Raw genomic sequence first — 21,152 nt, 5'->3', positions numbered from 1 at the left:
CTTCATGCGTAGGCTTTGGCGCGTTTCTCGGCCATGATATCGGCGATGATATCATCCAGCGTGCGCGCCGGGCTGAACCCGGTATAGCGCCGCAGCTTGGACACATCCGGCAGACGGCGGGCCATGTCTTCGAACCCTTCGGGATAGACCTCTTCGTAAGGCACCAGCCGGATTTCCGAGGTTGAGCCCGTTGCGGCAATCACCTTTTCGGCCAGCCCCCGGATCGTCACTTCCTGTTCACCACCGATATTGAAGACCTGCCCCCGGGCTTCGGGGACATCGAGCAGACGCACAAGCGCCTCGATCACATCGGCCACATGGCTGAAACAGCGCGATTGCTCGCCGGTGCCATGAACCTGAATCGGCTGACCGGCCAGGGCCGCTTCGATGAAGTTCGGCACCACCATGCCATAGCGCCCGGTCTGGCGCGGGCCAGTCGTGTTGAAAAAGCGCAGCACGACCACCGGCAGATCCACCTCGCGCGCATAGGCCAGTGCCATGAACTCATCCAGCGTTTTGGCGCAGGCATAGGACCAGCGCAGCACGCTGGTTGCGCCGATCGTCAGGTCGTCATCTTCGTTGAACGGGAATTTCGAGGCCTTGCCGTAAACCTCGGAACTGGAGGCGATGAAGACCAGCGGCTTGTGGCGCAGCGCCGCCCGCAACACGTTCTGCGTGCCGTCGACATTGGTCGCAATCGACTGGCTGGGCTGATCCATGATCAGCTTGACCCCGACAGCGGCAGCCAGGTGAAACACCGCGTCAGCAGCCCCGACCAGTTCCTCGACCAATGTGGCATCCAGAACGCTGCCTTCGACAAAACGAAAGGCGGAATGATCCTGAACGGAAGACAGGTTTTGCAGCGATCCGGTGGACAGGTCATCCAGCACCGTCACCTCATGCCCATTGCCAATCAGACGCTCGGCCAGATGTGATCCGATAAAACCGGCCCCGCCCGTGATCAATATTTGCATGAAAAACCCTCGTACCAACAGAATCCACTCTAATGCCACAGGCTTAGCATAGGGATCGGTGGCCACCAAATGGTAGATACCGCTATGGTGCGCTGACAGGCCGGGCCTGCACAGTTTTGGAAAAAGGGCTGAATTGTTGCACAACGCATTAAGAATGTTGAACCTGCGGACATGACCGAAAAACACGTGGACCCCCGCCCCGGCGACGGCCTTGCAGGCCAGCGCGTGGTCGTGACCGGCGCCACCGGCTTTATCGGCCGGCGCCTGATCGATGCGCTGCTGAAACTGGGATGTGACGTGACCGCCTTGCTGCGCACGCGCCACGGGGCTGCCGCATTGGAACAGGCCGGAGCAAAGGCACTGGTTTGCCCGCTGCACCCCGGCCCGACCCTGACGCAGGCGCTGGACGGTGCGGCGGCTCTGTTTCATCTGGCTTACGATTTCCGGGCCTCCGGCGCGGACAACCTTGCAGCCTTCGACGCGCTTGCCAAAGCCGCCGAAGACGGGTCTTGCAACCGTATCGTGCATCTGAGTTCCGCCGTGGTCTATGACAGCTGGCCCAACGGGCCGATCACCGAACGCAACCCGATCACGCCGGAAGATGTGCAAAGCTATCGCGGTGCCAAAATCGCGATGGAACAGAGACTGTTGCAGGGGAAATGCGACGCCGCCATCTTGCAGCCGACCATCGTCTATGGGCCCGGCAGTGCGCTTTGGACCAACGGGCCATTGGCGATGATGCGCAGGGGCGGCATCATCCTGCCCGACCCGCCCGGACAATGCCCGGCCGTGCATGTCGATGACGTGGTGCAGGCCGCCCTGCGCGCGGCCTCATCACCCCGGACCGGGGTCGAGCGATACCTGATCAGCGGGCCGGACATGTTGGGATGGAAGACGTTTTTCGAAGGCTATGCCCACCTTGCCGGATGCGGAGAGGTTCGGATTGATCCGGCTGCGAACCCGACCCCGCCGCCGTCGCCCAATGGCAATGCGCCCTCAGGCCCCTCTCTGGCGGGGCAGCTCAGCGCGCATCTGCGCCGCCTTGTCGGGCGCCGCCGGGTCGAGGCCGCCGCAGACTGGGCACGGTCCGTTCAGGCCCGGCTGGCAAAACCCCGGCCCGTGATGCCTGACATGGCGGGACGCAGGCTTTTTGCCGGTCAGCCAGAGGTTTCAACCCGATATGCACAGGATCAGATCGGGTATGTGCCTCGTGTTTCCTTCGACGAATGGATCGAGCATATGCGAAAACAATCGGCACGCTGATTCAAGACTGCCTTGTTTTTGGAAACACCCATTCCGGGTCTTTGCCGGGAAAGACAAATTAGTTGGCTTCGTTCCCGATCTGTCCTATCCGATGAAGAGAGAAGGTTTCCAATCTGCTAAGCTAATTTTAATTCAGTGTGACTTTGTACGATCAGGATAGATTATGAACTACGAAACCTCGCACCATCAATCCCTCAAGCAGCTTATCGCGGCGCGCGATGCGCGGGTTGCCGTGGTCGGGCTGGGCTATGTCGGCCTGCCGCTGGCGCTGACGGCTTATGATGAAGGGTTTGATACCACCGGCGTTGATCTCAACCCCGACCGGGTGGCGCGGATCAATCAGGGGGGTCAGGTCATCTCCTATCTGGCACCGGATCGGATCGCACACGCGGTGGAGAGTGGGCGCTTTCGCGCAACGCAGGACGCCGCAGCACTGGCCGAGGCCGATATCATCCTGATCTGTGTGCCGACCCCGCTGACCGACGCACAAGATCCCGACATGCGTTTTGTCGCCGCCGCCGCGCAGACCATCGCACAGCATCTGCGCCCCGGTCAGATGGTGGTGCTGGAAAGCAGCGTCTGGCCCGGAGCCACGACCACGCTGGTTCAGCCGATCCTCGAAGCGGGCGGGTTGCGGGCAGGTTCCGATTTCTTCCTGGCCTTCTCGCCCGAGCGCGAAGACCCCGGCAATGACAAGTTCGACACGCACAGCATCCCGAAAGTGGTCGGTGCCGACGATCCGCAATCGCGGCAACTGGTCGAAGATTTCTATCGCGCCATCGTCACCAGCGCCGTACCGGTCAGCTCGGCCGCCACCGCCGAAGCGGTGAAGCTGGTCGAAAACAGCTTTCGCACCGTCAATATCGCGCTGGTCAACGAATTGAAGACCGCGCTTGAAGCAATGGACGTGGATGTCTGGGAAGTGATCGAGGCGGCGGCGACCAAGCCGTTTGGCTTCATGCCCTTCTATCCCGGTCCTGGAATTGGTGGGGCCTGCATCCCGGTGTCTCCGGCCTATCTGGCCTGGCGCGCCGCGGATGCAGGATCTGATACGCCGCTGATCAATCTGGCCCGCGCCAGCAATGACGCGGTGCCGGAAATGCTGGCGGCACGGATGGCGGCGGAACTGGCCGCGCGCAACGGGTCTGCACTGGCGGAAACCGGGCAACCCCTGACCGGACAGCGCATTCTGCTGATGGGCATCGCCTATAAGCGCGATGTCGAGGACACCCGCCGCAGCCCGGCGCTGGTGCTGCTGGACGAGCTGGAGAAGCTGGGGGCCGAGGTTGACTATCACGATCCGTATTTCCCCCGCCTGCCCGAAGGCGGCGAATACCCGCAGCTGGCGGGCCGGACCTCGCAGCCGCTGACGGCAGACACCCTGAAACGCTATGCGGCAGTGGCCGTAATCACCGATCACAGCGCCCCGGATTATGGTCTTGTCGCGCGCGAGGCCGCGCTGGTCTTCGACACGCGCAACGTCTTTGAAAAGCAGGGGATCAGGGTGGCAGACGGACGGCTGGTCAAGATGTGACCCCCCAAAACCTCTGATCATTCAATGGCCAAAGCGCGCGAGTCTGCCATTCCATCCAAATGATCGCGGATTGACAAAACTGTGTCATAGGCGGGCCTTTGCACATTTTCTGGGGTCGTCGGCATTCTATATTGCTGTCACAAAAGTTTTAAGGAACTATCTGTTCAGACATATTCATGTCTCAATAAATTATAAGCAGTGTCGCACGAGTAGTGGAGCAATGCTCCTTCCGGTAAAAATAACCAAATTTTAACCTCTGGTGGTTCAAAGTTTTGCCATGATTTCATCGCGGAATCATTTTGGGCATCTGCTCAATGGCATGACGGCGCCCACCTGGGTTTGACCAGACCAAGACCATAGCCGGAGGACTTGGAGAAGATGATTGGAATTATCGGGATAGCCATTCTAGTTGGCCTGTGCGCCGGCGGGTTTGCTTTGATTTCCGGTGCATCCATCCTGATGGCTCTGGGCAGCTACATCCTCTTCGGCTGGCTGTTCATCATTGCAGCCCTCATTGTTATAGGCGCCGTCAAAATCGTGAAGACACGCGTGCAGAAACAAAACCCCGCCTATTCCAGCTAAGCGCCTAGCCCCGTCCGGCGACCCTTTTGGCCACATAGCCCAGAAACGCGCGCTGCGGGTTTCTGATCTGTGGGCGGCCTGACGCGGCCCAATAAGCCAGCCAATCCGCTTCCAGCGCATAGACATCGTGGCCAGGCGCCATCGCCCTGGCCTCCTCCAGCGCCTGTGGCGGCAGGATCGGCTTGTCCGGCCCCTCGACCACCTGACCCCGGCGCGAGAACCGGATCAGGTCGCCCGGCTCTTCGGTCATCTCATAATCGGGCAGGTGGTCGGCTGCGATCATGTCACGGATCATCTTGCGGAACACCCGCCGGGGTGAGGCCGAGCCGGACTTTTTCAACAGCACCTCGACCGAGATCCGCCACTCGGGCTGACGCCCGCAATGTTTGCGTGCCAGCTCATAAATCCGCCGCTCGAGCGGTTTGCGCAGGCGGAAGTAATCGCGGCTGAGGGTCAGCACCGATTTCGCCAGCACCGCGCGGAACAGCCAGTCCGACAGTTTCACGCTGACGCTGGCCATCCGCCCCGCCCTTGTGTGACGCACGATTTCCCAGCTCTCGATCAGGCCGAACCCCGTGGTGGTTTCCGTTTCACCCGTCACAATGTTGGTGGTGATCCTTGTGCCGGCCAGCCGCTCGAACGCTTCGCGCAGACGCTTGTAACCGTCACCGCTGGTTTCGCGGTTGGTGGCCACCAGCAGATCATGCGCCTTCAGATGCAACACCCGGCTGACAGTCCGGCCCGCATTGATCGCCGCCATCAGCTGGCTGATGCAAAAGATCAGGATATCCTTGTCGTGGATCGTCGCCAGACCGCGCACCGAAGGCGTCACCGTGATCTCGACCCCGTTATGTTCGTAATTGAGGATGCGCCGGTCCGGCCGGGTCGAGAGCGAAAACATAGGATGCTCCATCGAACCCATATCCGTCTTGGGCAGCGCATCGAAGATATCGCATACAAAAAAATCGCCCGTTGGGTGCCGGTCAGGCAACAACGCCCCTGACCCGCTCATACTGCCCTGCCCATATGTCCTGCCCGAATCTTTGTTCGTGGTTTTATTGACGCTCACCGTAGAGTTATCCACAGGAGGCGTAAAGCCGCCGGAACGTGGGTTCAGAGTCACTGCAACGTGGGATCAGAGTCACCCTATCGTGGGATCAGATTCAGTATGATCCACAAGAAATACAAAAACCGCTTTTTTTTCTTATACTTAGTAGAATTCAAATTCAGCCGTAACTAATAAAATAACAGGATTCTAACTGAACATTTTTTTGCTATACGCCCAAAAGCAACGTCTCGAAGGCTTTCTACCCTTTAATTTTGCTTAGAAAATCCGGTTTTGTGCTCATAATGCTTTCGCATGCTTCCTTTTGTGGTATATTGGCAAAAACATAGCACATGGGCAGTATTTCAATGCGAGCAGCAACGTCCGAGGGGCTTCCCCCGTATTTCAATATCGACCCGGATCTGGCCTATGCTGAACTGGGCGACCCAACCGGAACACATGAGTTCTCGCAAATCGCGGATGCCTGTGCGCGGGGGCGTAGCGACCTGGCGAACCGGGGGCTGGAAGAAAACGGTCAGAAAAAGCTGCGCCTGTTTTCGACCTGGGAAATCACCAAATATCTGATCCCTGTCGCGCCCGCTCATTTTCGCCGGGTCCTGAAAGGCAATCCGGATTTGCCCCAAGGGCAGTCCGAAACCGAAGGCGGTGCCAAGTGGTTTACGCTGGATGAGGTTCTGCGGCTGCGAGCGCATTTCGCCTCGGAAGGATCCAAGGCAAAAGAATACCGCCCCTACCGCCCCGAGGGTCTGCCCGCCAAGATCGTGTCCGTGGCCAATTTCAAGGGCGGTGTTGGCAAAACCTCGACCTGCGCGCATCTGGCCATGTCGGCGGCTCTGGACGGTTACAAGGTACTGGTCATCGACCTGGACAGCCAGGGTTCGATGACGTCGATCTTTGGCGGCAAAGTCAGCGATGAATGGCAGACGGTGTTCCCCTTGCTCGCCCGCCACTACGCCACCCATCTGCGCCGCGACAATCAGGGGCGTCTTGACCGGGGTGAGGCCCCGCATCCGATCGATGATACCCTGTCCGAGGCGCTGAAGACCCGCAGCCGCGATCTGATCCAAACCACTCACTGGCCGAATATCGATCTGATCGGAGCGCAGCTGAACCTCTATTGGGCGGAATTCCAGATCCCGGTCTGGCGGATGCAGGGCCGCAGCTGGAAGCTGTGGGATGCGCTGACGGATACGCTGGACGAGGATGGGGTGCTGGACGATTATGATATCATTTTCATCGATACCCCCCCTGCCCTTGGCTATCTGACGATCAACGGGCTGGCGGCTTCGGATATCCTTCTGGTGCCCATGGGGGCCTCGTTCCTGGAGTTCGACTCCACGGGGCGCTTCTTTGACATGCTGCATTCCACCTTCCAGTCCATCGAGGATGGCGAGAACATGGCCGCTCGCGCCCTGGGGCGGCCCGAGATGGCGTTTCAGTGGGATGCGGTGCGCACGATCATCACCCGCTATGATGGCAGCCAGCAGGCGGAGCTGGCCGGGCTGATGCAGGCCTATCTGGGCCGGACCCTGTCGCCACACTGGCAGGGCTACACGGCGCTGATCGGTCAGGCGGGGGAACAGGTCAACGGTATCTACGAGGCCGATTACCGCGATTTCAACCGCGAGACCTATGTGCGCGGGCGGGAAACCTTTGATGCCACCTATGCCTCGTTCAAGAAGCTGCTGATCGGCGTCTGGCGGGGCGAAGAACGGGCCCGGCAGGCCGAAGAGGCGGGAACACCGGAATTGTCGCTCTGAGCGCGATGTTTCGCGCGCGAAACACGCCTGCCACGTCCCGAAACAGAGTCTGATCCGCGCAGGAAAAGGAGAAACCAATGGCAAAACGCAAACGACTGACCCCTGCCCGGCCGGATTATCTGGAAGACAACCGCCCTGCCCCCGGGCTGAACCCGATGTTCCCCACAGACACCCCCCGGACCACGCCGCCGGTTGCGCAGGTGGCCGGGGCCACGGCGGCGCAGGCGGCGCTGGAAGAGCTGTCCGGAGAATTGCGTGCCGCGCGGGCCGAAGGGCGCTTGGTGCAGGATCTGCCATTGGACGCTATCGAGGAAACCTATTTGGTGCGTGATCGCATGGCGGCAGATGATGCGGATATGGAGGCGCTGAAGGAAAGCCTGAAGACCCGCGGGCAGCAAACCCCGATCGAGGTCGTGGAACTGGAGGGCGGGCGTTACGGGTTGATCTCGGGCTGGCGGCGTCTGACAGCGCTGCGGGCTTTGGCGCAGCAGACGGGCGAGGCCCGCTTTGAGACCGTGCGTGCGTTCCTCAGGCAGCCGCAGAGCGCATCTGATGCCTATGTGGCCATGGTCGAGGAAAATGAAATCCGCGTCGGGCTGAGCTATTACGAGCGCGCCCGGATCGTGGCGCGCGCGGCAGAGCAGGGCGTTTACCCGGATGAGACTGCGGCCCTGCGTGGGCTGTTTGCCTCGGCCAGCCGGGCGAAGCGATCCAAGATCGGCTCGTTCATCGCGATCTATCACGCCCTGGATGACCATCTGCGCTTTGCGTCAGCTATTCCTGAACGGTTGGGGCTGTCGATTGCGAAAGTTCTGAAAGAGGAGGCAAAAGCAGCTTCCTTGATCACCACCGCTCTGCGGAAGGCCGCGCCTCAGAGCGGGGAAGCCGAGATTTCAGCTCTGACCCGTGCAGTGAGCGGCTTGGGGTCGAATGGGGAAAACCCACCTGCTGCCAAGACCCCCCAGAAAGAGACATTCGGTGGCATTCAGTTGAAACAGAGTCGAAACGGTGCACAGGTCACCCTGTCCGGCGAGGGAATGTCCGAGACATTTCTTGCGGAGCTGAAAGCCTGGCTGCACGCGCGCGGCACATGATGTTTCGCGCGCGAAACAGCGTGAACGGCTTGCAAGCTTTGCGCCGGGCCGACTTGAAATCTGGAGCATGCAAGCCGACGGAGTTGTGCCCGCCTCAGGCAGTTCCGTGCCACGCCTGTCATTCAAGATACCAAACTGAGTAACGCTGGCCGGCATGCAGAAGCTCAGCGCCGCGGCTGTCCATCCAAGACAGCAATGCAGGCTGATGAACATTGTCCGACAAAACCGTAAACGGTTCGCCCAGCTCGCTACGGATCAGACTGTAAGCCTGTTCCCGGTCCTGTGATACTTCGCTGTTGAAAAATGCGTCCAGACGGTTTTGCCTGGACGTCAGCAAAGCCGGATCAAATCCTTTGACATCTTGCAGCAGATAGCCAGTCTTCATTCCCAGGCCTGTCAAGTAGGTGTCGTCATCGTATAGGATGTAAACCGGACGGCGCGTGAACGGCGTGATGTGCAGGGGTGTGGCAGCGACCAATGTAGGTATGCCCGGTTCGGTTCGGTCACGTATGACGGCCAAAGCATCCCCCAGGCCCTCTGCATCTGTCAGCCTTTGATCTTCACCGGAAAAGGTTACCTGAAACGGCGGTTCATACATTTTGGTTCTGGGATAGGCGGTCGCAAAACCCCCGGCCACTATCAGAAGAAGAAGTGCGCCTAGCGCCCAGGGTCGTTTCGATTTCCGCCAAAGATACTCTGACCACAAGGCGACAAAAGGCAGGCCGCATAGGGAGGCGACCATCACATATTTGTATTCGTTGCGAAAGTTGGGAACATGCAGAAGCACCGCCATGGAACCTGCTGCGAATGCCGCGAGAGTCAGGAAAGTAAGCTGTTCACGCGGCATGATGCCCCGGTTCATCAGTGCGAACACCCATGCAGCAACAGGAATCAAAAGCCCGGTTGCCGCGGCCACGCCATGGCGCCAGATCTGACCGGGAACATGAAGCTCAATCCCGGCTCCTGCCACGCGATCGCTTGTCTGGGCCGTCACCAGGAAATAGGTGCAGGCCGTTCCCAGCAAGACGGAAGCGTATAAGAGCGAGACGTTTTTCAGGCGCGATTTCATAGTCTGTGTTTGATCCAGAACCCACATAATGCCAGCGGCCCCAAGAAATGTCGCTGCTGCCGGAAGATAAAGGGGGTAAACCAACCCGATACCCACCAGGAACAAAATCCAAAGCGGAATAGCCGTCTTGGGGCTGGAATTGGTTGCCGAGCGCAGGATAGTCAGCAGCATTGCCAGCATCAGGATCAACCCAAGCTGGTTTGTGTTCAGAAACAGGAATTTCAGGCCTGTAGCATCGTAGCGCGCGTCGCCGATGAAATGATGGTAACGCTCGGCCCCGTTCCAGAGAGACGAAGAAATTGCTCTGCCAAGCACGCCGATCGGGTTTGTGGATAAGGCTGCGAGGATCGGGGCGAGCAGCATTGCCACAGGGCCACCGCCGACAGACCTAACGACGAGAATGGACAAAACGCCAAAGCCAAATGCCATTGCCGGGTTTATCCACAAATATGCATTTATCGGCGATTGATCGAGAACCTGCCCAAGCAAGACCCTTTGCAGATGGCCAAACCATGGATATCCCGTGCCCAGCCCGGCCAATTGCCATTCTTCTGGTGCTGTTGGATTTTCTATCAGGGCATAGATTAAATCTGCGTGTAAAAATGTATGTGACCACTGATAAACGTAGGGCGCATTTGCATGTACGACGAGTACAATAAGCGGCAACACCAATGTCGATGGAATAATCAGGCGATAGTTCTGGAGCGGTACCCACTGCCAGGATCGCATGATGAACCAAATGGATCCCAAGTTTATTGTCAGGATGGCCCAGGGGATCGTGCCCGTTCCCATACCTGCATAGGCCAGCGCCAGGTATTGGGCGCAAGACATTGGGATCGAAAGAGCAAACGAAACACCAAAACGATCCCAGATGTCCACATTTCGAAGCAATCGGGAGAACGCAATCCAGGCACCTGGCAGAAAGAGCAGCAAGACAACTGAAATACCGCGCAACAAAATCTCAAACATAAACAGAACACCTGTACTTACCTGTGATCAGGGTTCCATTTGGCAGGGGTGTGATGCAATAAAAAAAATCTTGCAGAATCTCACGGTGCCAGCAGGGGATTGTGATAATCCGGGCTTGAAGCGGGCTCACCCCAACAGATCGGTTGCCGGGTTCTCAGAGATATCGACGTCGTCATAGTATTTCTGTGCCTGCGCCATGGAGCGGTGCAGGGACAGGCGCATTGCGGCCTGGATCGGTGCGCCGTCCAAGGCGGCTTGTGTCAGAAACCCTGATCGCAACCCGTGAGGCGAGGCGAAATCTTCGGGCAGCCCGGCCATTTTCAGCCGGTGTTTGACGATCTGCGCAATCGCATCTGGCGACAGGCGGCGGTTCAGCACCCGGTCCGCCTTGGAGATGGGGCGGAACAATGGCCCGTCCGATATCTCTCCTACCTCGATCCAGTGGATCAGCGCCTGCGCGGCCCGTCCCTTCAGGACCAGCCGGGGTGTCTCGCCCTTTGCCGTTGTTTTGGTTTCCAGCAATGAGATCCAGATCAGCCCTTTGTCTTCGAACTCTTTGCAGGACACATCCTCGCGTCGCAGGGCGGTGATCTCGGACCGGCGCCGACCGCCGCTGGCCCAGCCCAGCATCAGGATGGCGCGGTCGCGGCAGTCCCGACGGGTGCCGCGGCAGGTGGCGAGCAGCTGTTCCAGCACGCCCCGGGTGATGGGGTGGGCGGATTTTGGAGCCGGGGGGCGTGCCGCCGCGCGCCGCGCCTTGGACCGGGCCTGTTTCACCTGCGGCGCCTCAAACGGGCTGGCGAGGTTCTTCATCCGGTGAAACGCCAGCCAGGAGGCGATGCGCCGATCCAGCGTGGACGGGGCAGGGCAGGCCAGCGACTTGCGCACCCCTTGCGCAATGAGCGCCTCAGCTGTTTGACGCGCCGGATCGTCGGTGGGTGCATCCCCCAGGCTACGGGCATGATCGAGAATGAAGGCCAGCGCGGTGGCCTCGGATTCCGGCCAGTCCAGTGCAGTGCCAAAGCGGGCGGTTTTCCAGGCGGTCACATAGAGCAGGTCGCGCTCATAGGCGCGCAGGGTATTGGCGGGTGTGCCGCGCACATAAAGGTCTGTCAACGCGTCCTGATCCGCCTGCGACAGGGCAGGGGAGGTGGCCGGGAGATAGGGGGCAGGGGTGGTCATGGCCTCTAATCTGGGCCGGTTTTGCGCAGAAATCAAGTATACATGATAAGCGATACTTATCGGGTTTAATAATGAAAAACCAAAATAGGCAATATAGAATGCATAACACCAGAAAAATGAGTATTGTCCAAAACTCAGCTTGAAATCACTCCCTTAAAAATGACCTCGATCAGTGTTCTCTTGGGGCTCAGACCCCACTGTTTCCCGCTTCAAGAACGCGCGGTCGCATGTCTGTGCTTTGCGGTGAACGGATGCGCAAGAAGATGCCACCCGATACAATCTGCGTCGCGCCAAGCCAGCCCACCGTGCAGCATGGCAGAACAAGTTTTCTGTCCCTGTTCGAAAGTATCCAAACCATGTAAAGGATTCGAAACGGAAAACGTCCTCAAAACACTAGCAACAGACAGGCGGACTCAGTGACATGACAGAGATCATATCGTCCCATTCGCACGGCGCGGAAGACATCCTTTTGCATCGTACCCTGCAAGGAGTGGAGGCGGGATTCTACATCGACATTGGTGCCTTTGACCCCGTCGAAGAGTCCATAACGAAGATCTTCTATGATGCTGGTTGGAACGGTATCAACCTGGAACCCAACCCCGATGCTTTTGCGCGCCTGCAGGAACTGCGCCCCCGCGACATAAATCTCGATATCGCCGTGAGTGATACAGAAGGCACGCTGACGCTCAACCTGCTCCGCGATACGGGGCTGACGACGCTTGTCAAAGACATTGCCGAGACCCATGCCGACAAGGGTTGGGATGTCGAAGCGCTGGAGGTTCAGACCCGGCGACTGGCGGATATCTGGCATGCACATGTTCCCGCAGGGCAAGAGGTGCACTTCCTGAAGATCGATGTCGAAGGCGCTGAAGAGGCCGTGATCCGGAGTGCGGACTGGACTCGCCACCGCCCCTGGATCGTTGTGGCAGAGGCCGTTGTGCCGTTGAGCACGGAGCAGAACCACCATGCATGGGATCCTCTGCTTTTGGAGGCGGGATACCAATTCGCCTATTTCGACGGATTGAACCGCTACTATGTCGCGGAGGAAAAATCAGAGCTTGCGGAACGCTTCTTCCCGCCCCTGAATGTTGCCATCGACCAATACACGCCGAACAGCACGCGTCAGGCCTTGGCAGAAGTGGAACGGCACCGTCAGGTGCTGAACGACCTTTCGGCGCATTGCCGCGCTGTTGAGCAGCGCTATGAGGTCGTGTCCGACCTGATGAAACGGCGTCCGCGCCCTTGGTGGGAAATGCTGGTTTTTGACCGAACAGGCACACCGAAGAAGATCTTTCGGCGTATTCTGTTTCACACCAGTGGTGCGCCACGTGGCATGTTCCGCAACTGGGTCATGCAGGACGACGCAGTCCCACATTTGGTTTTCTACACATGGATGTGCAGCGAGGCTTATCAGGCGTTGCCAAAAGCCGTGCGCATCAAGGGCGCCCTGAACGGGGGCGCGGAATAGTGAACGGCAGTTGTGCCGGGTAGACGACCCCAAGCCCTGCGGCTGACAGATGGATGGCATGCGCAGACATCGTCATGGCGGCCGGGCTTTTATGGGGTGCAGAGTTGGGGTCAGGATTACGCAATCAATGCATCCTGACCCTGGTACTGCCCGCAGACACTCATGCGATGCCTGCGGGCCACAAGTTCAGGGCTATGCCTTCTTCTGTACGGCAAAGCCGAAGCAGGTTGACGGGAAACCATCAACGCTCGTTTTCAGGTGACCTTCGCGGTAACTGGAATCGTCGGGCTGGTAGTTCATGAATTTATCGAACTCGAAAGGCGGCAGGTCCACAAAGCAATCCAGCGGATCGTGACCTACGTCGAAGTTCAAAGGAGCAACCGTGTGCCCGGCTTCGTTCAGCCGTTTTGCCAGCGCTTCGAAGTCACGGCGGAGGAACAGGACGGTCTGCCAGTTATCCGTGGTGAGATCGATTTCGGTATAGTTGAATTCCGTCGTGTGCAGCGCGATCCCGCCCGGTTTGAGCGTGTTGAGCGATGCTTCGATGAAGTCGAGGCCGTTCTTGATCGAACCGAGGTGTTCCAGCGCGCAAATGGACCAGCAGAAATCGAACTGCCCGTCGTATTTTGCCGGGATGTCGTTCATGTCGACGTAATCAAGCGATACGTGACGGTCGAAGGCCTCGCGCGGGGCCAGTTTTGCCTCATAGATGGCATCCAGGCTCGCGGTGTGCTGGCCGGTTTCGGCCCAGCCGCGACCATGGACTTCCTCGGGGGCGAGATCGGTCGCAACAACGTCGATCCCCAGGTTGGCAAAGTAGGATGGAAATGGCTCTGTGCCACATCCGAACCCTAATGCGCGCTGTCCCGCAGTCAGTTTCCCGTGGCCGTGCAGATTCTGGAGAATCCAGGCGAATTCCCAAAGTTTGCGATGCGGCAGCGGGGCGGATTGCAACTGGTCCATCCAATAGAGGAACCAGGGTGATTGAACATCCGCCTGTGTGGAAGGCTTGCAGTCCAGCGTGAATGCCTCTGGCTTGTCGGGAACGGGCAGTGTCTTGGTATGCTCGAAAACCTGCCGTCCGATCGCGTAACCCTGCTGCTTGACCGACCACTTGATCGCGTTGAGCTCTTTGAGTTCGTGCCACAAGGCGTTGATGTTGGGCTGGCCGTCGGGCTTGACCATGGCCACCAGATCGTGAAGCACGGCATTCACCCTGTCCGGCTGTATGGCTTCGCTTGCAGCTTGTGTCGCCGCCTGCGAGGCTGCCGCGTCGATGGTCTTGTTGAAAGCAGCCTCAATGGCTGCGCGTTTTTTCTTCCGTGATTTAAACATGTCGATCTGCCTTTTTGAGGATTACTGTTGAGAGGGTTGCTGTTGAGGCAGGCGGGCTACCTGCACCTTGTCCGCTTCGACAAACCGCAGCAAGTCATCCGCAACATCGCTCCAACTGCGCAACGTTGCCTCAGAAATCCGCGCTTCGAGCGCTGCCCTATGATCGGCGTCCAGCAGGCGTCTGGCTGCATCGGCGATACTGTCTATGTCTTCGGTGTCGCAATATTCCACGAGATCCCCGCCGACCTCTGGCAAGGAAGAGGCACGCCCCACCAGCGCAGTGCGGCCATAGGCCAGGGATTCGCCCACAGGCAGCCCCCAGCCTTCGGCAAGGCTGACCTGAACGCTGAACAGGCAGTGCTGATACAGCAATTCGAGAAAATCGTCCGACGGTCCGGAAACAATGCGGATGTAGCCGTGGCACCCCCCGGTGCCTTCCATGAATTGCTTGAAATCCTTCGGCATGTGCGAGGTGTTTCCGACGAACACGAGAGTGGGTATTTCCCGTTTGCCGTCGCGCTCTCCTTCCTCGACCAATTGCTTCCAGGCCATGGCGATGCGCCAGATGTTCTTGCGCGCCTCGATGGTGCCGACGCAGATCACAAAGGGTCGGCAGAACAGCTCGGTTTCCTCGTGCCCCTTTCCGTGAAGCCGGCTGGCCAGAGGATACAATTCCGCCATCTGGCGAGAGACAGGATCGTCGTCTTCGTCTTTCGATGTGTTGGGCAAAGGCAGGCGGTCTTGCGCCAGGGGCAGGGTCGTGATGCGCCCGGGGCGTCCGGTCTTCTCCAGATATTCTTTCAACTTCGTATGCGAAAACTCGGAGATGACTAGGAAAGCGTCGACATGGTTCACCGCCTCGTCCAGCCAGGACAGGAAGTTGCGCGCCGCGTCCCCGCTGACCACTTGAGGGACGTCGAGCGGGATCAGATCGTAGATCAGCAGATGTTTCATCACCTCAAGCTGCCCCAGTTCGGCCAGGATTCGCATTTGCCAGTCCTGCACGGCCAGATCCAGTTGCAGCACATGATCGCCGGGGGCGTAGATATCGGCGAAAGGCTGGCCCGATTTGCGCAGATCCGCCGCCTGTTTCATTTTGGCGCGCAATTCTGCCCATTCCTTGAGGGTTGTGCCGCGCTTTTTAAAACTCCGTTCGTCCCCCCTGCGTGCAAGCAGGTCGAGACGCGCGATGTGATACCGCCGCTTGAGAGGGCGCTTGCTGTATTTTCCCAGCAGGGAGTCGAGGTCCTGGACCGCCAATTCCGGAAAGAAGTGCCTGCGCAGGATCGGGGCCGTCAGGATGCCGGTATCCTTCGACAGCGCATCATAACGGAGACAGTGGTACGTTTTCGTCTCTTTGTCGCACCAGGACAGATACAACTGCTCCGGAGGAAGCTTGGTTGCAAGCTGCGCTGCCACCGTCACCACCACTCGTTGAATGCCTGTCAGAAAATCGCTTCGTTTCGAATGTTCAAGGGTGCCGGAAATGTCCACAAAGTACTTTGGGCGCTGGACATTGACCACTTGGCTGTGGTGGGACGAAAGATGTTCCATGCAGCGGCTTCCATAACTTAAAAAACAAGATCGCTTCTACTCATTTGTGCCGGGGTTTGCCAGATGCGTTGAAGGAGGTTGTGTTGCAAACTTTTGACCATTGACGCTCGCGCCGCCAGCGGGTGACTGATCTTCTGTTTTTTCAAGTCGAAAGCCAGTTCATGACCTCATTCAAAGGTGCACAATATCCGAGTGGCGTGATCCTGTTCGCAGTCGTCTTCTATGTCCGGTACCAAGCAAGGCAAGCACACCGACATAATCACTGACCTGTCCGGCGGTGATGATGTGGGTTCAGCGGACGCCCTTGGCTGTTGCAGATGGCGTGCAGTTTCGTGTTCATGCCACCCTTGGTGCGGCCTATCAGGCGCGCCATCTTCTCGTTGTGCGGCCAGACATGTTCACCGCTTGTTTTGGACGTGATGAATCATAGACAGCGGCTGAAATCAATGGGTCCTGATCCTAGGACGGCGCAGCACTTTCCCGGATTCTCGGACACTTTGTTACAGTTGATAAGGGAGACGTATGCGCCGCACGTGGCGCGCTGTCCAAAAACCAGGCGTGAAATCGAGCGCGCTGAAACGCGCAGAAATTTCCATTATGAACTTTAGCGGGGCATGTGACGAACGCTATTCGGGCAACCCATGCGGCGCGTGATTGCCTTGCGCCGGTCCATCGGCACTTACGCCTGCTGGCTAAAAAAGGCGCGAGACCCTTTTTTCGGCCTCCTAGAGCAAAACTGTTCCGAGGACAATTTTAGAAAATACGGATTTCTAAAATCATCCCCGGCGTCCTATTGGAGAGTATGACAGGATAAGGTGGTTGTGTTACAAATTCGATCTACCGTGGGATGTTATAAATCCGTCAATGAGCCGCACCATCGAAACACCACTTTTTCCTTTCGCTCGCAAGTAGATGCGTTGGTGCATCTGGAGGTCGCTGCGACTCTGTTCGAGGCCTGTCGATGTTGCCGCGGATGATGCGAAGGCATTGACACCCAGCATCTGCGCAAGGAATTTCGTAACGGCAGGCTTGTTGCGGCACGCTCATAGCCGGCAGGTCCTGCAAGCGAAATGCCAAAGGGCCTGCGTGATATTATCAGGGCTCGCATTTCGCCATTTGTCAGTATGACCTAAGTGGGGCTATCAGAACATCTTGGACTCCTTGAATATCAGCGATGTCTTCAAGACGTAGATTCGCCTTATTCGGGTGACTCCGGTTCACGATTGAGAAACAAACTGAATTTCAGCCATTTATTGTGCCCCCGAAAGTGGTCTTTCGCCCAGAAAAAGCCACAATCCAGCGAAAAATCCTTCGCAATCAAATAGAAATGAATTATTAATGATTGCAGTAGGTGCCCTGCCGAGATTTCGAGCGGGTTGTGTGTATAAAAATCAAAGGTGGGACTTTGTATGTTTAGAACTTTTAAAATGATGGCGGCGGGGCTTGCTACTGCTGTGATGATGGCCGGATCGGCCAGCGCTCTGACCTCGGTGTCAGCGGGTGGTGGTCCTCTGCCGGGGGGTGGATATGACATCACCTCCGACACGCTCTTCTCCGGTACGGTTTCCACGATGGGTGGACCCGGGGCTTACATGATCAACTTCCAGTCGCCCATTGATCCTCTTTTTGGTGTTGCGAACGCTTCGATCACCATCAATCTGCTGAGCACGTTCACAGGTCTGACAGTGAGCTGGGTCGACGCCTTGAATCCGGCCAACGTGCTGGCATCGACGTCGGTTCTGGGTGGTGTTCAGACGACACTCAGCACGCTGTTCAGCAGCGTCAGTCCGAACACCTTGAGCCAGAATTTGGTGTTTAGCTGGGCCAACTCTACAGGGGCAACCGATGCCAGTGGCAAGCCGGTGCCGGTTACGTTTGATTTCGACGTCGCACCAGTTCCGCTGCCCGCCGGTGGTCTGCTGCTTCTGACCGCGCTTGGTGGTCTGGCTCTGACGCGTCGCCGCAAGGCCGCCTAAGCGACACACAAACCTGACAAACAGGACAAGGGGCCGTTTCGCGGTCCCTTTTCTTTTGATCAGATGTTGCCACCTGCCGCCTGGCGCAACATCCAGATCATCCGCTGACATCTGAGCCGGAACAATGTGATGACCGCCCGACTGGTTTCGCCCGCCGAGGACAGCTTGTCGCTTCTGAGGATTTTCGGGGTGTGCACAATTGCACTGGCTGGCATGGCCAACCCACGGATCGCCCACCGCATGCGCGCGGCGGCGTTGGTGCCATGCAGCAGATATGCCTCTTGTGTCGTGCGCCGCCACTTGGCCTTGAGCGCGGGCCAATTCTGCCGGGACGGATGGCTGACACGAAAGTTGTCCCGGTAGATCAGGCTATAACCGCGCGCGACCGCGCGCATGGTCCATTCCCGATCTTCCGAGACACCGTTGATGAACCCGCCGATTGCATCGAACACATCGCGTCGGGTCAGCAGGTTGCCGGCGCCGGAAAATCCCTGAACCTCGATATACCTGCGGAAGTTGAATGCAAAAACAGCCTCGAACGCTTCTGCGCCGCTGCGCGGGGGTGGGGTTTCGTCAAAGACATCTACCCGGCCACCAATCAGATCGGCCTGATCCGCGACCTGACGCCCGACGCTCAACCAGTCCGGCGCGGGTACGCAATCGGCGTCAATGAAAAACAGTCGGGGCGCTCTGGTTTCTGCAACTCCGCGATTGCGGGCATGGGCCGCGCCCTTTTGGGTTTCCACCACGAAATGCACCTCGGGAAAGGCCTGGCGCATCGTATCCAGCGACACCGGAGAGTTGTTGTCAACGACAACGATTTCAGTTGCCGTCAGATCATTCTCTCTCAGGGCAAGAAGACATCGTTCCAGCCGGGGCAAATCGTTGTAATGGGGAATGATCACTGCATCGGCCGGGGCCGTATCAGTAGGATCCGTACTCATTGCCAAACGTTCCGCTGATGTATCGGCATTTGTTCAACACGATCCCCATGACGCTGGTCAGTTCCGCCAGTTGCTGTTCGGAAACGTCGATATGGTCGATGCTGGTCTCTTCGGCGGCCGCCAGAAGCAGGGCACAATCGACATTCCTGAGAAACCCGTGGCTGTCATCGCTCATCATCAGGGGGGGCGTGTCGAACAGAATGACGTCGGGTTTGTAATCCGCCTCAAGCTGTTCGAGAAATTCGATTGCCCGTCGGCTTTGCAAGATCTCCGCCGGATTGCGCGTGGGCGTGTAATTCAGCCCGAAGATCACGTTCTTGCCATACCGCAGCGCATGTTCGTGAAACGGCACCGACCCCTGAATGACGTCGGCCATACTGTGGTTGCCGGTTTGCTTCAGAATCTCGGCCAGCCCCCTGCGCCGCATGTCGAAATCGATCACGATCGTCCGCAGATCTTCCTGCCGCCCCAGGCTGAACGCCAGGTTGGCCGTCGTCGTGCTTTTGCCGCACCCGCTGTACGGGGAGGTCAATGCCACCCTGCGCCATTTGTTGGACAAGATCTGTTGCAGCATCTTGGTCCGCAACATGTCATAGGGGGTGGCGTCTCCGCCGCCAGCAAGCGATGCAAGCCGGTTGCGCACTGCGAGCTTTGGGTCGATCTGTATCTCGGGTACGCTTTGCCACCGGGCGTCACAAGCGTCTTCTGACGGGGCGTGACGGGGCGGTTGTTCCATGACCGGCGGCGGGCGTTCGCGGCTCTGCCGTTCCTCGCGCGCCTTTTGAATCGCTTTCTGAAGACGGTCCATCACACATTCACCAAATCAATCGAAACAATACTCACCAGTATGTCTCCAGTTTATCCATCACTCTCTCGGTAATAAGATCGAGGGGTAGGTAATAGGTATGCACCGCCCAGACCCCGGCTGGCACTCCGATTAGAATAGCCAGTATGATCCCACCCCATACCGCGCGCTGCATCAACACTTCACCGCGTGATGGAGCATAGGGAATAGTGGCGATCGGCCAGACCTCAAGCTTGTTGATCAGGTCTTCGGGCCGACGCACGGACCGATTCAGGACCTCCAGCAAAACCACCAGCCCCAGCCCCAGCAGGATACCAAAGGCCGATCCCCCTCCGGCAATCATCAGGCGGTTGGGTTTCGAAGGCTCGCTTGGCGTAGAGGGATGCTCAATGACGGAAATACGTTGCCCTTGGGACGTGACCTCAATCCGTTCCCCGGTCGAGGCTGCGGCCAGACGGCTGACTGCGGCATTGTACTGGGTTTGGATGTTGTCATGTTCGCGCTGCAGTTCAGACAGTGTGATGGCATTGGCCGGCGTCTGATCGATGGTCAACGTCAGAGCGTTAAGACGGTCTTCCATAACCCGTTTCTGATCCTCTAACGCCGAAATCTGCGAGTCGACCTGGGCCAGTTGCAGATCAAGAGCCGAGTTGCCTGTTTGTACATCAACCGGGGCTGGGTTTGTTGCCTGTTCGGCGGCAACCACTTCCTCGAGCTTTTCGATCCGGGCTTGCAACAGCTTAATCTGAGGGTTGTTTTCGGAATAAATCACACGCTGATTATCCAGTTGATTCCGCAACTGGCTCAGCTGTTGTTGCGCAGGGGACAGGTTCTGCTGGGAGACCCCGACAACCTGACCGGTTGAACTGAAGATATTCACCAGCTTTTCGCGCTGCGCTTTGAGCGAAAAGATCTGTTGGTCTGTTTGTTCAAGATTGGTCTGCAATGCCCCCTGCTGCGCCAGCCGAAATTGCAGGCTGTCGGGCAAGGCGCTGGAGTTTTCATTCTTGAACTCAAGGATACGGGCACTGCGCCGGCTCAACTCGTCGCTCAGCCGTTCTACTTCGAGCTCGAAGAAAGCCAGGGTATCTGTGGCCCGTTCCTTGCGATAGGTGACATCCAGCTTCTGGATTTCCGTCAGGTATCTGTTCAACACACCTGCCGCAATCTGGCCACTGCGCGCCTCGAAGGTGATTGTCATCAGATTGGCCTGATTGAGACCCCCGGTGATCCAGATCGAGGTGCTCTTGCGCATGGCGTTGACGATCTGATCGGGGGTTGCCTCGTCCTGATCGGGCAGAACCTCAAATTCATGGGCGATATCAAGAAGGACCGGCCGGGTCAGCAGGCGCTGTTCGATGATCTGCAGTTGCTCTGCTGCAGGTGTGGTCACAGTACTCGCGGCCAGGCTGCCTGGAATCTGGGGCGATTCCACGATCAGGCGCATCTGAGACAGGTAGGTCGGGGGCAGCGCCCGTGCTATGATGATCGATGCCACAGAGACAATGAGCGCGACGATCAGAAAATACGGAAACCGCCTCAGGAAAATGGAAAAGTAATAGCGAACCGGGCCCATA

16 protein-coding genes and 1 pseudogene are annotated in these 21,152 nt (G+C 58.1%); 7 read left to right on the top strand and 10 right to left on the bottom strand.

Going from position 1 to position 21,152, the window contains the following annotated elements; all coding sequences use genetic code 11:
- Positions 1-2: 2 nt before the first annotated feature.
- Positions 3-974 carry an NAD(P)-dependent oxidoreductase gene (locus GOW09_RS20650; RefSeq protein WP_171120554.1) on the bottom strand — a complete coding sequence of 324 codons (972 nt, stop codon included), beginning with the start codon at positions 972-974 and terminating at the stop codon, positions 3-5.
- A 171-nt stretch (positions 975-1,145) separates the two neighbouring features.
- Between GOW09_RS20650 and GOW09_RS20645 the strand changes: the two genes are divergently transcribed.
- From GOW09_RS20645 to GOW09_RS20635, 3 genes are all read left to right on the top strand, one after another.
- Positions 1,146-2,237: an NAD(P)-dependent oxidoreductase gene (locus tag GOW09_RS20645; protein WP_171120552.1), complete on the top strand. Its 1,092-nt coding sequence runs from the start codon at positions 1,146-1,148 to the stop codon at positions 2,235-2,237.
- A 163-nt stretch (positions 2,238-2,400) separates the two neighbouring features.
- Complete coding sequence (locus GOW09_RS20640) at positions 2,401-3,771, top strand: nucleotide sugar dehydrogenase (RefSeq protein WP_171120550.1); 1,371 nt, start codon at positions 2,401-2,403, stop codon at positions 3,769-3,771.
- Between the two features lie 369 nt (positions 3,772-4,140).
- Positions 4,141-4,353 carry a hypothetical protein gene (locus GOW09_RS20635; protein ID WP_171172364.1) on the top strand — a complete coding sequence of 71 codons (213 nt, stop codon included), beginning with the start codon at positions 4,141-4,143 and terminating at the stop codon, positions 4,351-4,353.
- A 4-nt stretch (positions 4,354-4,357) separates the two neighbouring features.
- Here the strand turns inward: GOW09_RS20635 and GOW09_RS20630 are convergent, their stop codons facing one another.
- On the bottom strand, positions 4,358-5,365 hold the full coding sequence (locus GOW09_RS20630; RefSeq protein ID WP_171120535.1) for a replication initiator protein A: 1,008 nt from the start codon (positions 5,363-5,365) through the stop codon (positions 4,358-4,360).
- A 386-nt stretch (positions 5,366-5,751) separates the two neighbouring features.
- Between GOW09_RS20630 and GOW09_RS20625 the strand changes: the two genes are divergently transcribed.
- Positions 5,752-7,179: an AAA family ATPase gene (locus GOW09_RS20625; protein ID WP_171120533.1), complete on the top strand. Its 1,428-nt coding sequence runs from the start codon at positions 5,752-5,754 to the stop codon at positions 7,177-7,179.
- Positions 7,180-7,256: 77 nt separating this feature from the next.
- Complete coding sequence (locus GOW09_RS20620) at positions 7,257-8,273, top strand: ParB N-terminal domain-containing protein (protein WP_171120530.1); 1,017 nt, start codon at positions 7,257-7,259, stop codon at positions 8,271-8,273.
- Positions 8,274-8,391: 118 nt separating this feature from the next.
- Here the strand turns inward: GOW09_RS20620 and GOW09_RS20615 are convergent, their stop codons facing one another.
- Positions 8,392-10,311 (bottom strand): hypothetical protein, encoded by a 1,920-nt coding sequence (locus GOW09_RS20615; RefSeq protein ID WP_171120527.1) that lies wholly within the window; start codon positions 10,309-10,311, stop codon positions 8,392-8,394.
- Between the two features lie 126 nt (positions 10,312-10,437).
- The gene (locus GOW09_RS20610; RefSeq protein WP_171120525.1) at positions 10,438-11,493 is read right to left on the bottom strand and encodes a tyrosine-type recombinase/integrase; all 1,056 of its coding nucleotides are present in this window, start codon (positions 11,491-11,493) and stop codon (positions 10,438-10,440) included.
- A 421-nt stretch (positions 11,494-11,914) separates the two neighbouring features.
- Between GOW09_RS20610 and GOW09_RS20605 the strand changes: the two genes are divergently transcribed.
- Complete coding sequence (locus GOW09_RS20605; RefSeq protein ID WP_171120523.1) at positions 11,915-12,961, top strand: FkbM family methyltransferase; 1,047 nt, start codon at positions 11,915-11,917, stop codon at positions 12,959-12,961.
- 192 nt (positions 12,962-13,153) lie between these two features.
- Here the strand turns inward: GOW09_RS20605 and GOW09_RS20600 are convergent, their stop codons facing one another.
- From GOW09_RS20600 to GOW09_RS20590, 3 genes and pseudogenes are all read right to left on the bottom strand, one after another.
- Positions 13,154-14,296 carry a cyclopropane-fatty-acyl-phospholipid synthase family protein gene (locus GOW09_RS20600; RefSeq protein WP_171120520.1) on the bottom strand — a complete coding sequence of 381 codons (1,143 nt, stop codon included), beginning with the start codon at positions 14,294-14,296 and terminating at the stop codon, positions 13,154-13,156.
- Between the two features lie 21 nt (positions 14,297-14,317).
- Positions 14,318-15,850, bottom strand: a complete 1,533-nt coding sequence (locus GOW09_RS20595; RefSeq protein ID WP_171120518.1) for a glycosyltransferase — start codon at positions 15,848-15,850, stop codon at positions 14,318-14,320.
- Between the two features lie 234 nt (positions 15,851-16,084).
- A pseudogene (locus tag GOW09_RS20590) lies at positions 16,085-16,217 on the bottom strand (IS5/IS1182 family transposase); the annotation flags it as partial.
- A gap of 1,042 nt (positions 16,218-17,259) precedes the next feature.
- Between GOW09_RS20590 and GOW09_RS20585 the strand changes: the two are divergent.
- A complete protein-coding gene (locus tag GOW09_RS20585) occupies positions 17,260-17,826 on the top strand; it encodes a VPLPA-CTERM sorting domain-containing protein (RefSeq protein WP_171120516.1) in 567 nt (188 codons plus the stop codon).
- A gap of 59 nt (positions 17,827-17,885) precedes the next feature.
- Here the strand turns inward: GOW09_RS20585 and GOW09_RS20580 are convergent, their stop codons facing one another.
- From GOW09_RS20580 to GOW09_RS20570, 3 genes are read right to left on the bottom strand one after another with little or no spacing between them, the layout of a single operon-like run.
- Positions 17,886-18,770: a glycosyltransferase family 2 protein gene (locus tag GOW09_RS20580; RefSeq protein WP_171120513.1), complete on the bottom strand. Its 885-nt coding sequence runs from the start codon at positions 18,768-18,770 to the stop codon at positions 17,886-17,888.
- Complete coding sequence (locus GOW09_RS20575) at positions 18,751-19,578, bottom strand: CpsD/CapB family tyrosine-protein kinase (protein WP_171120511.1); 828 nt, start codon at positions 19,576-19,578, stop codon at positions 18,751-18,753. Before GOW09_RS20575 ends, GOW09_RS20580 begins: the two co-directional genes overlap by 20 nt.
- A 31-nt stretch (positions 19,579-19,609) precedes the next feature.
- Complete coding sequence (locus GOW09_RS20570; RefSeq protein WP_171120508.1) at positions 19,610-21,151, bottom strand: lipopolysaccharide biosynthesis; 1,542 nt, start codon at positions 21,149-21,151, stop codon at positions 19,610-19,612.
- Position 21,152 lies beyond the last annotated feature (1 nt).

The sequence above is a fragment of the Ruegeria sp. HKCCA5463 genome (genome assembly GCF_013034175.1).
GTDB lineage: Bacteria > Pseudomonadota > Alphaproteobacteria > Rhodobacterales > Rhodobacteraceae > Ruegeria.
The sequence above is the reverse complement of the archived record's forward strand: the minus strand, read 5'-3'. Positions and strand labels throughout refer to the sequence as shown.

What these genes read in the sequence shown, in the direction of transcription:
- GOW09_RS20650 (WP_171120554.1), bottom strand. Translation starts at nt 974, where the DNA reads ATGCAAATATTGATCACGGGCGGGGCCGGTTTTATCGGATCACATCTG.
- GOW09_RS20645 (WP_171120552.1), top strand. Translation starts at nt 1,146, where the DNA reads ATGACCGAAAAACACGTGGACCCCCGCCCCGGCGACGGCCTTGCAGGC.
- GOW09_RS20640 (WP_171120550.1), top strand. Translation starts at nt 2,401, where the DNA reads ATGAACTACGAAACCTCGCACCATCAATCCCTCAAGCAGCTTATCGCG.
- GOW09_RS20630 (WP_171120535.1), bottom strand. Translation starts at nt 5,365, where the DNA reads ATGAGCGGGTCAGGGGCGTTGTTGCCTGACCGGCACCCAACGGGCGAT.
- GOW09_RS20625 (WP_171120533.1), top strand. Translation starts at nt 5,752, where the DNA reads ATGGGCAGTATTTCAATGCGAGCAGCAACGTCCGAGGGGCTTCCCCCG.
- GOW09_RS20620 (WP_171120530.1), top strand. Translation starts at nt 7,257, where the DNA reads ATGGCAAAACGCAAACGACTGACCCCTGCCCGGCCGGATTATCTGGAA.
- GOW09_RS20615 (WP_171120527.1), bottom strand. Translation starts at nt 10,311, where the DNA reads ATGTTTGAGATTTTGTTGCGCGGTATTTCAGTTGTCTTGCTGCTCTTT.
- GOW09_RS20610 (WP_171120525.1), bottom strand. Translation starts at nt 11,493, where the DNA reads ATGACCACCCCTGCCCCCTATCTCCCGGCCACCTCCCCTGCCCTGTCG.
- GOW09_RS20605 (WP_171120523.1), top strand. Translation starts at nt 11,915, where the DNA reads ATGACAGAGATCATATCGTCCCATTCGCACGGCGCGGAAGACATCCTT.
- GOW09_RS20600 (WP_171120520.1), bottom strand. Translation starts at nt 14,296, where the DNA reads ATGTTTAAATCACGGAAGAAAAAACGCGCAGCCATTGAGGCTGCTTTC.
- GOW09_RS20595 (WP_171120518.1), bottom strand. Translation starts at nt 15,850, where the DNA reads ATGGAACATCTTTCGTCCCACCACAGCCAAGTGGTCAATGTCCAGCGC.
- GOW09_RS20585 (WP_171120516.1), top strand. Translation starts at nt 17,260, where the DNA reads ATGTTTAGAACTTTTAAAATGATGGCGGCGGGGCTTGCTACTGCTGTG.
- GOW09_RS20580 (WP_171120513.1), bottom strand. Translation starts at nt 18,770, where the DNA reads ATGAGTACGGATCCTACTGATACGGCCCCGGCCGATGCAGTGATCATT.
- GOW09_RS20575 (WP_171120511.1), bottom strand. Translation starts at nt 19,578, where the DNA reads ATGGACCGTCTTCAGAAAGCGATTCAAAAGGCGCGCGAGGAACGGCAG.
- GOW09_RS20570 (WP_171120508.1), bottom strand. Translation starts at nt 21,151, where the DNA reads ATGGGCCCGGTTCGCTATTACTTTTCCATTTTCCTGAGGCGGTTTCCG.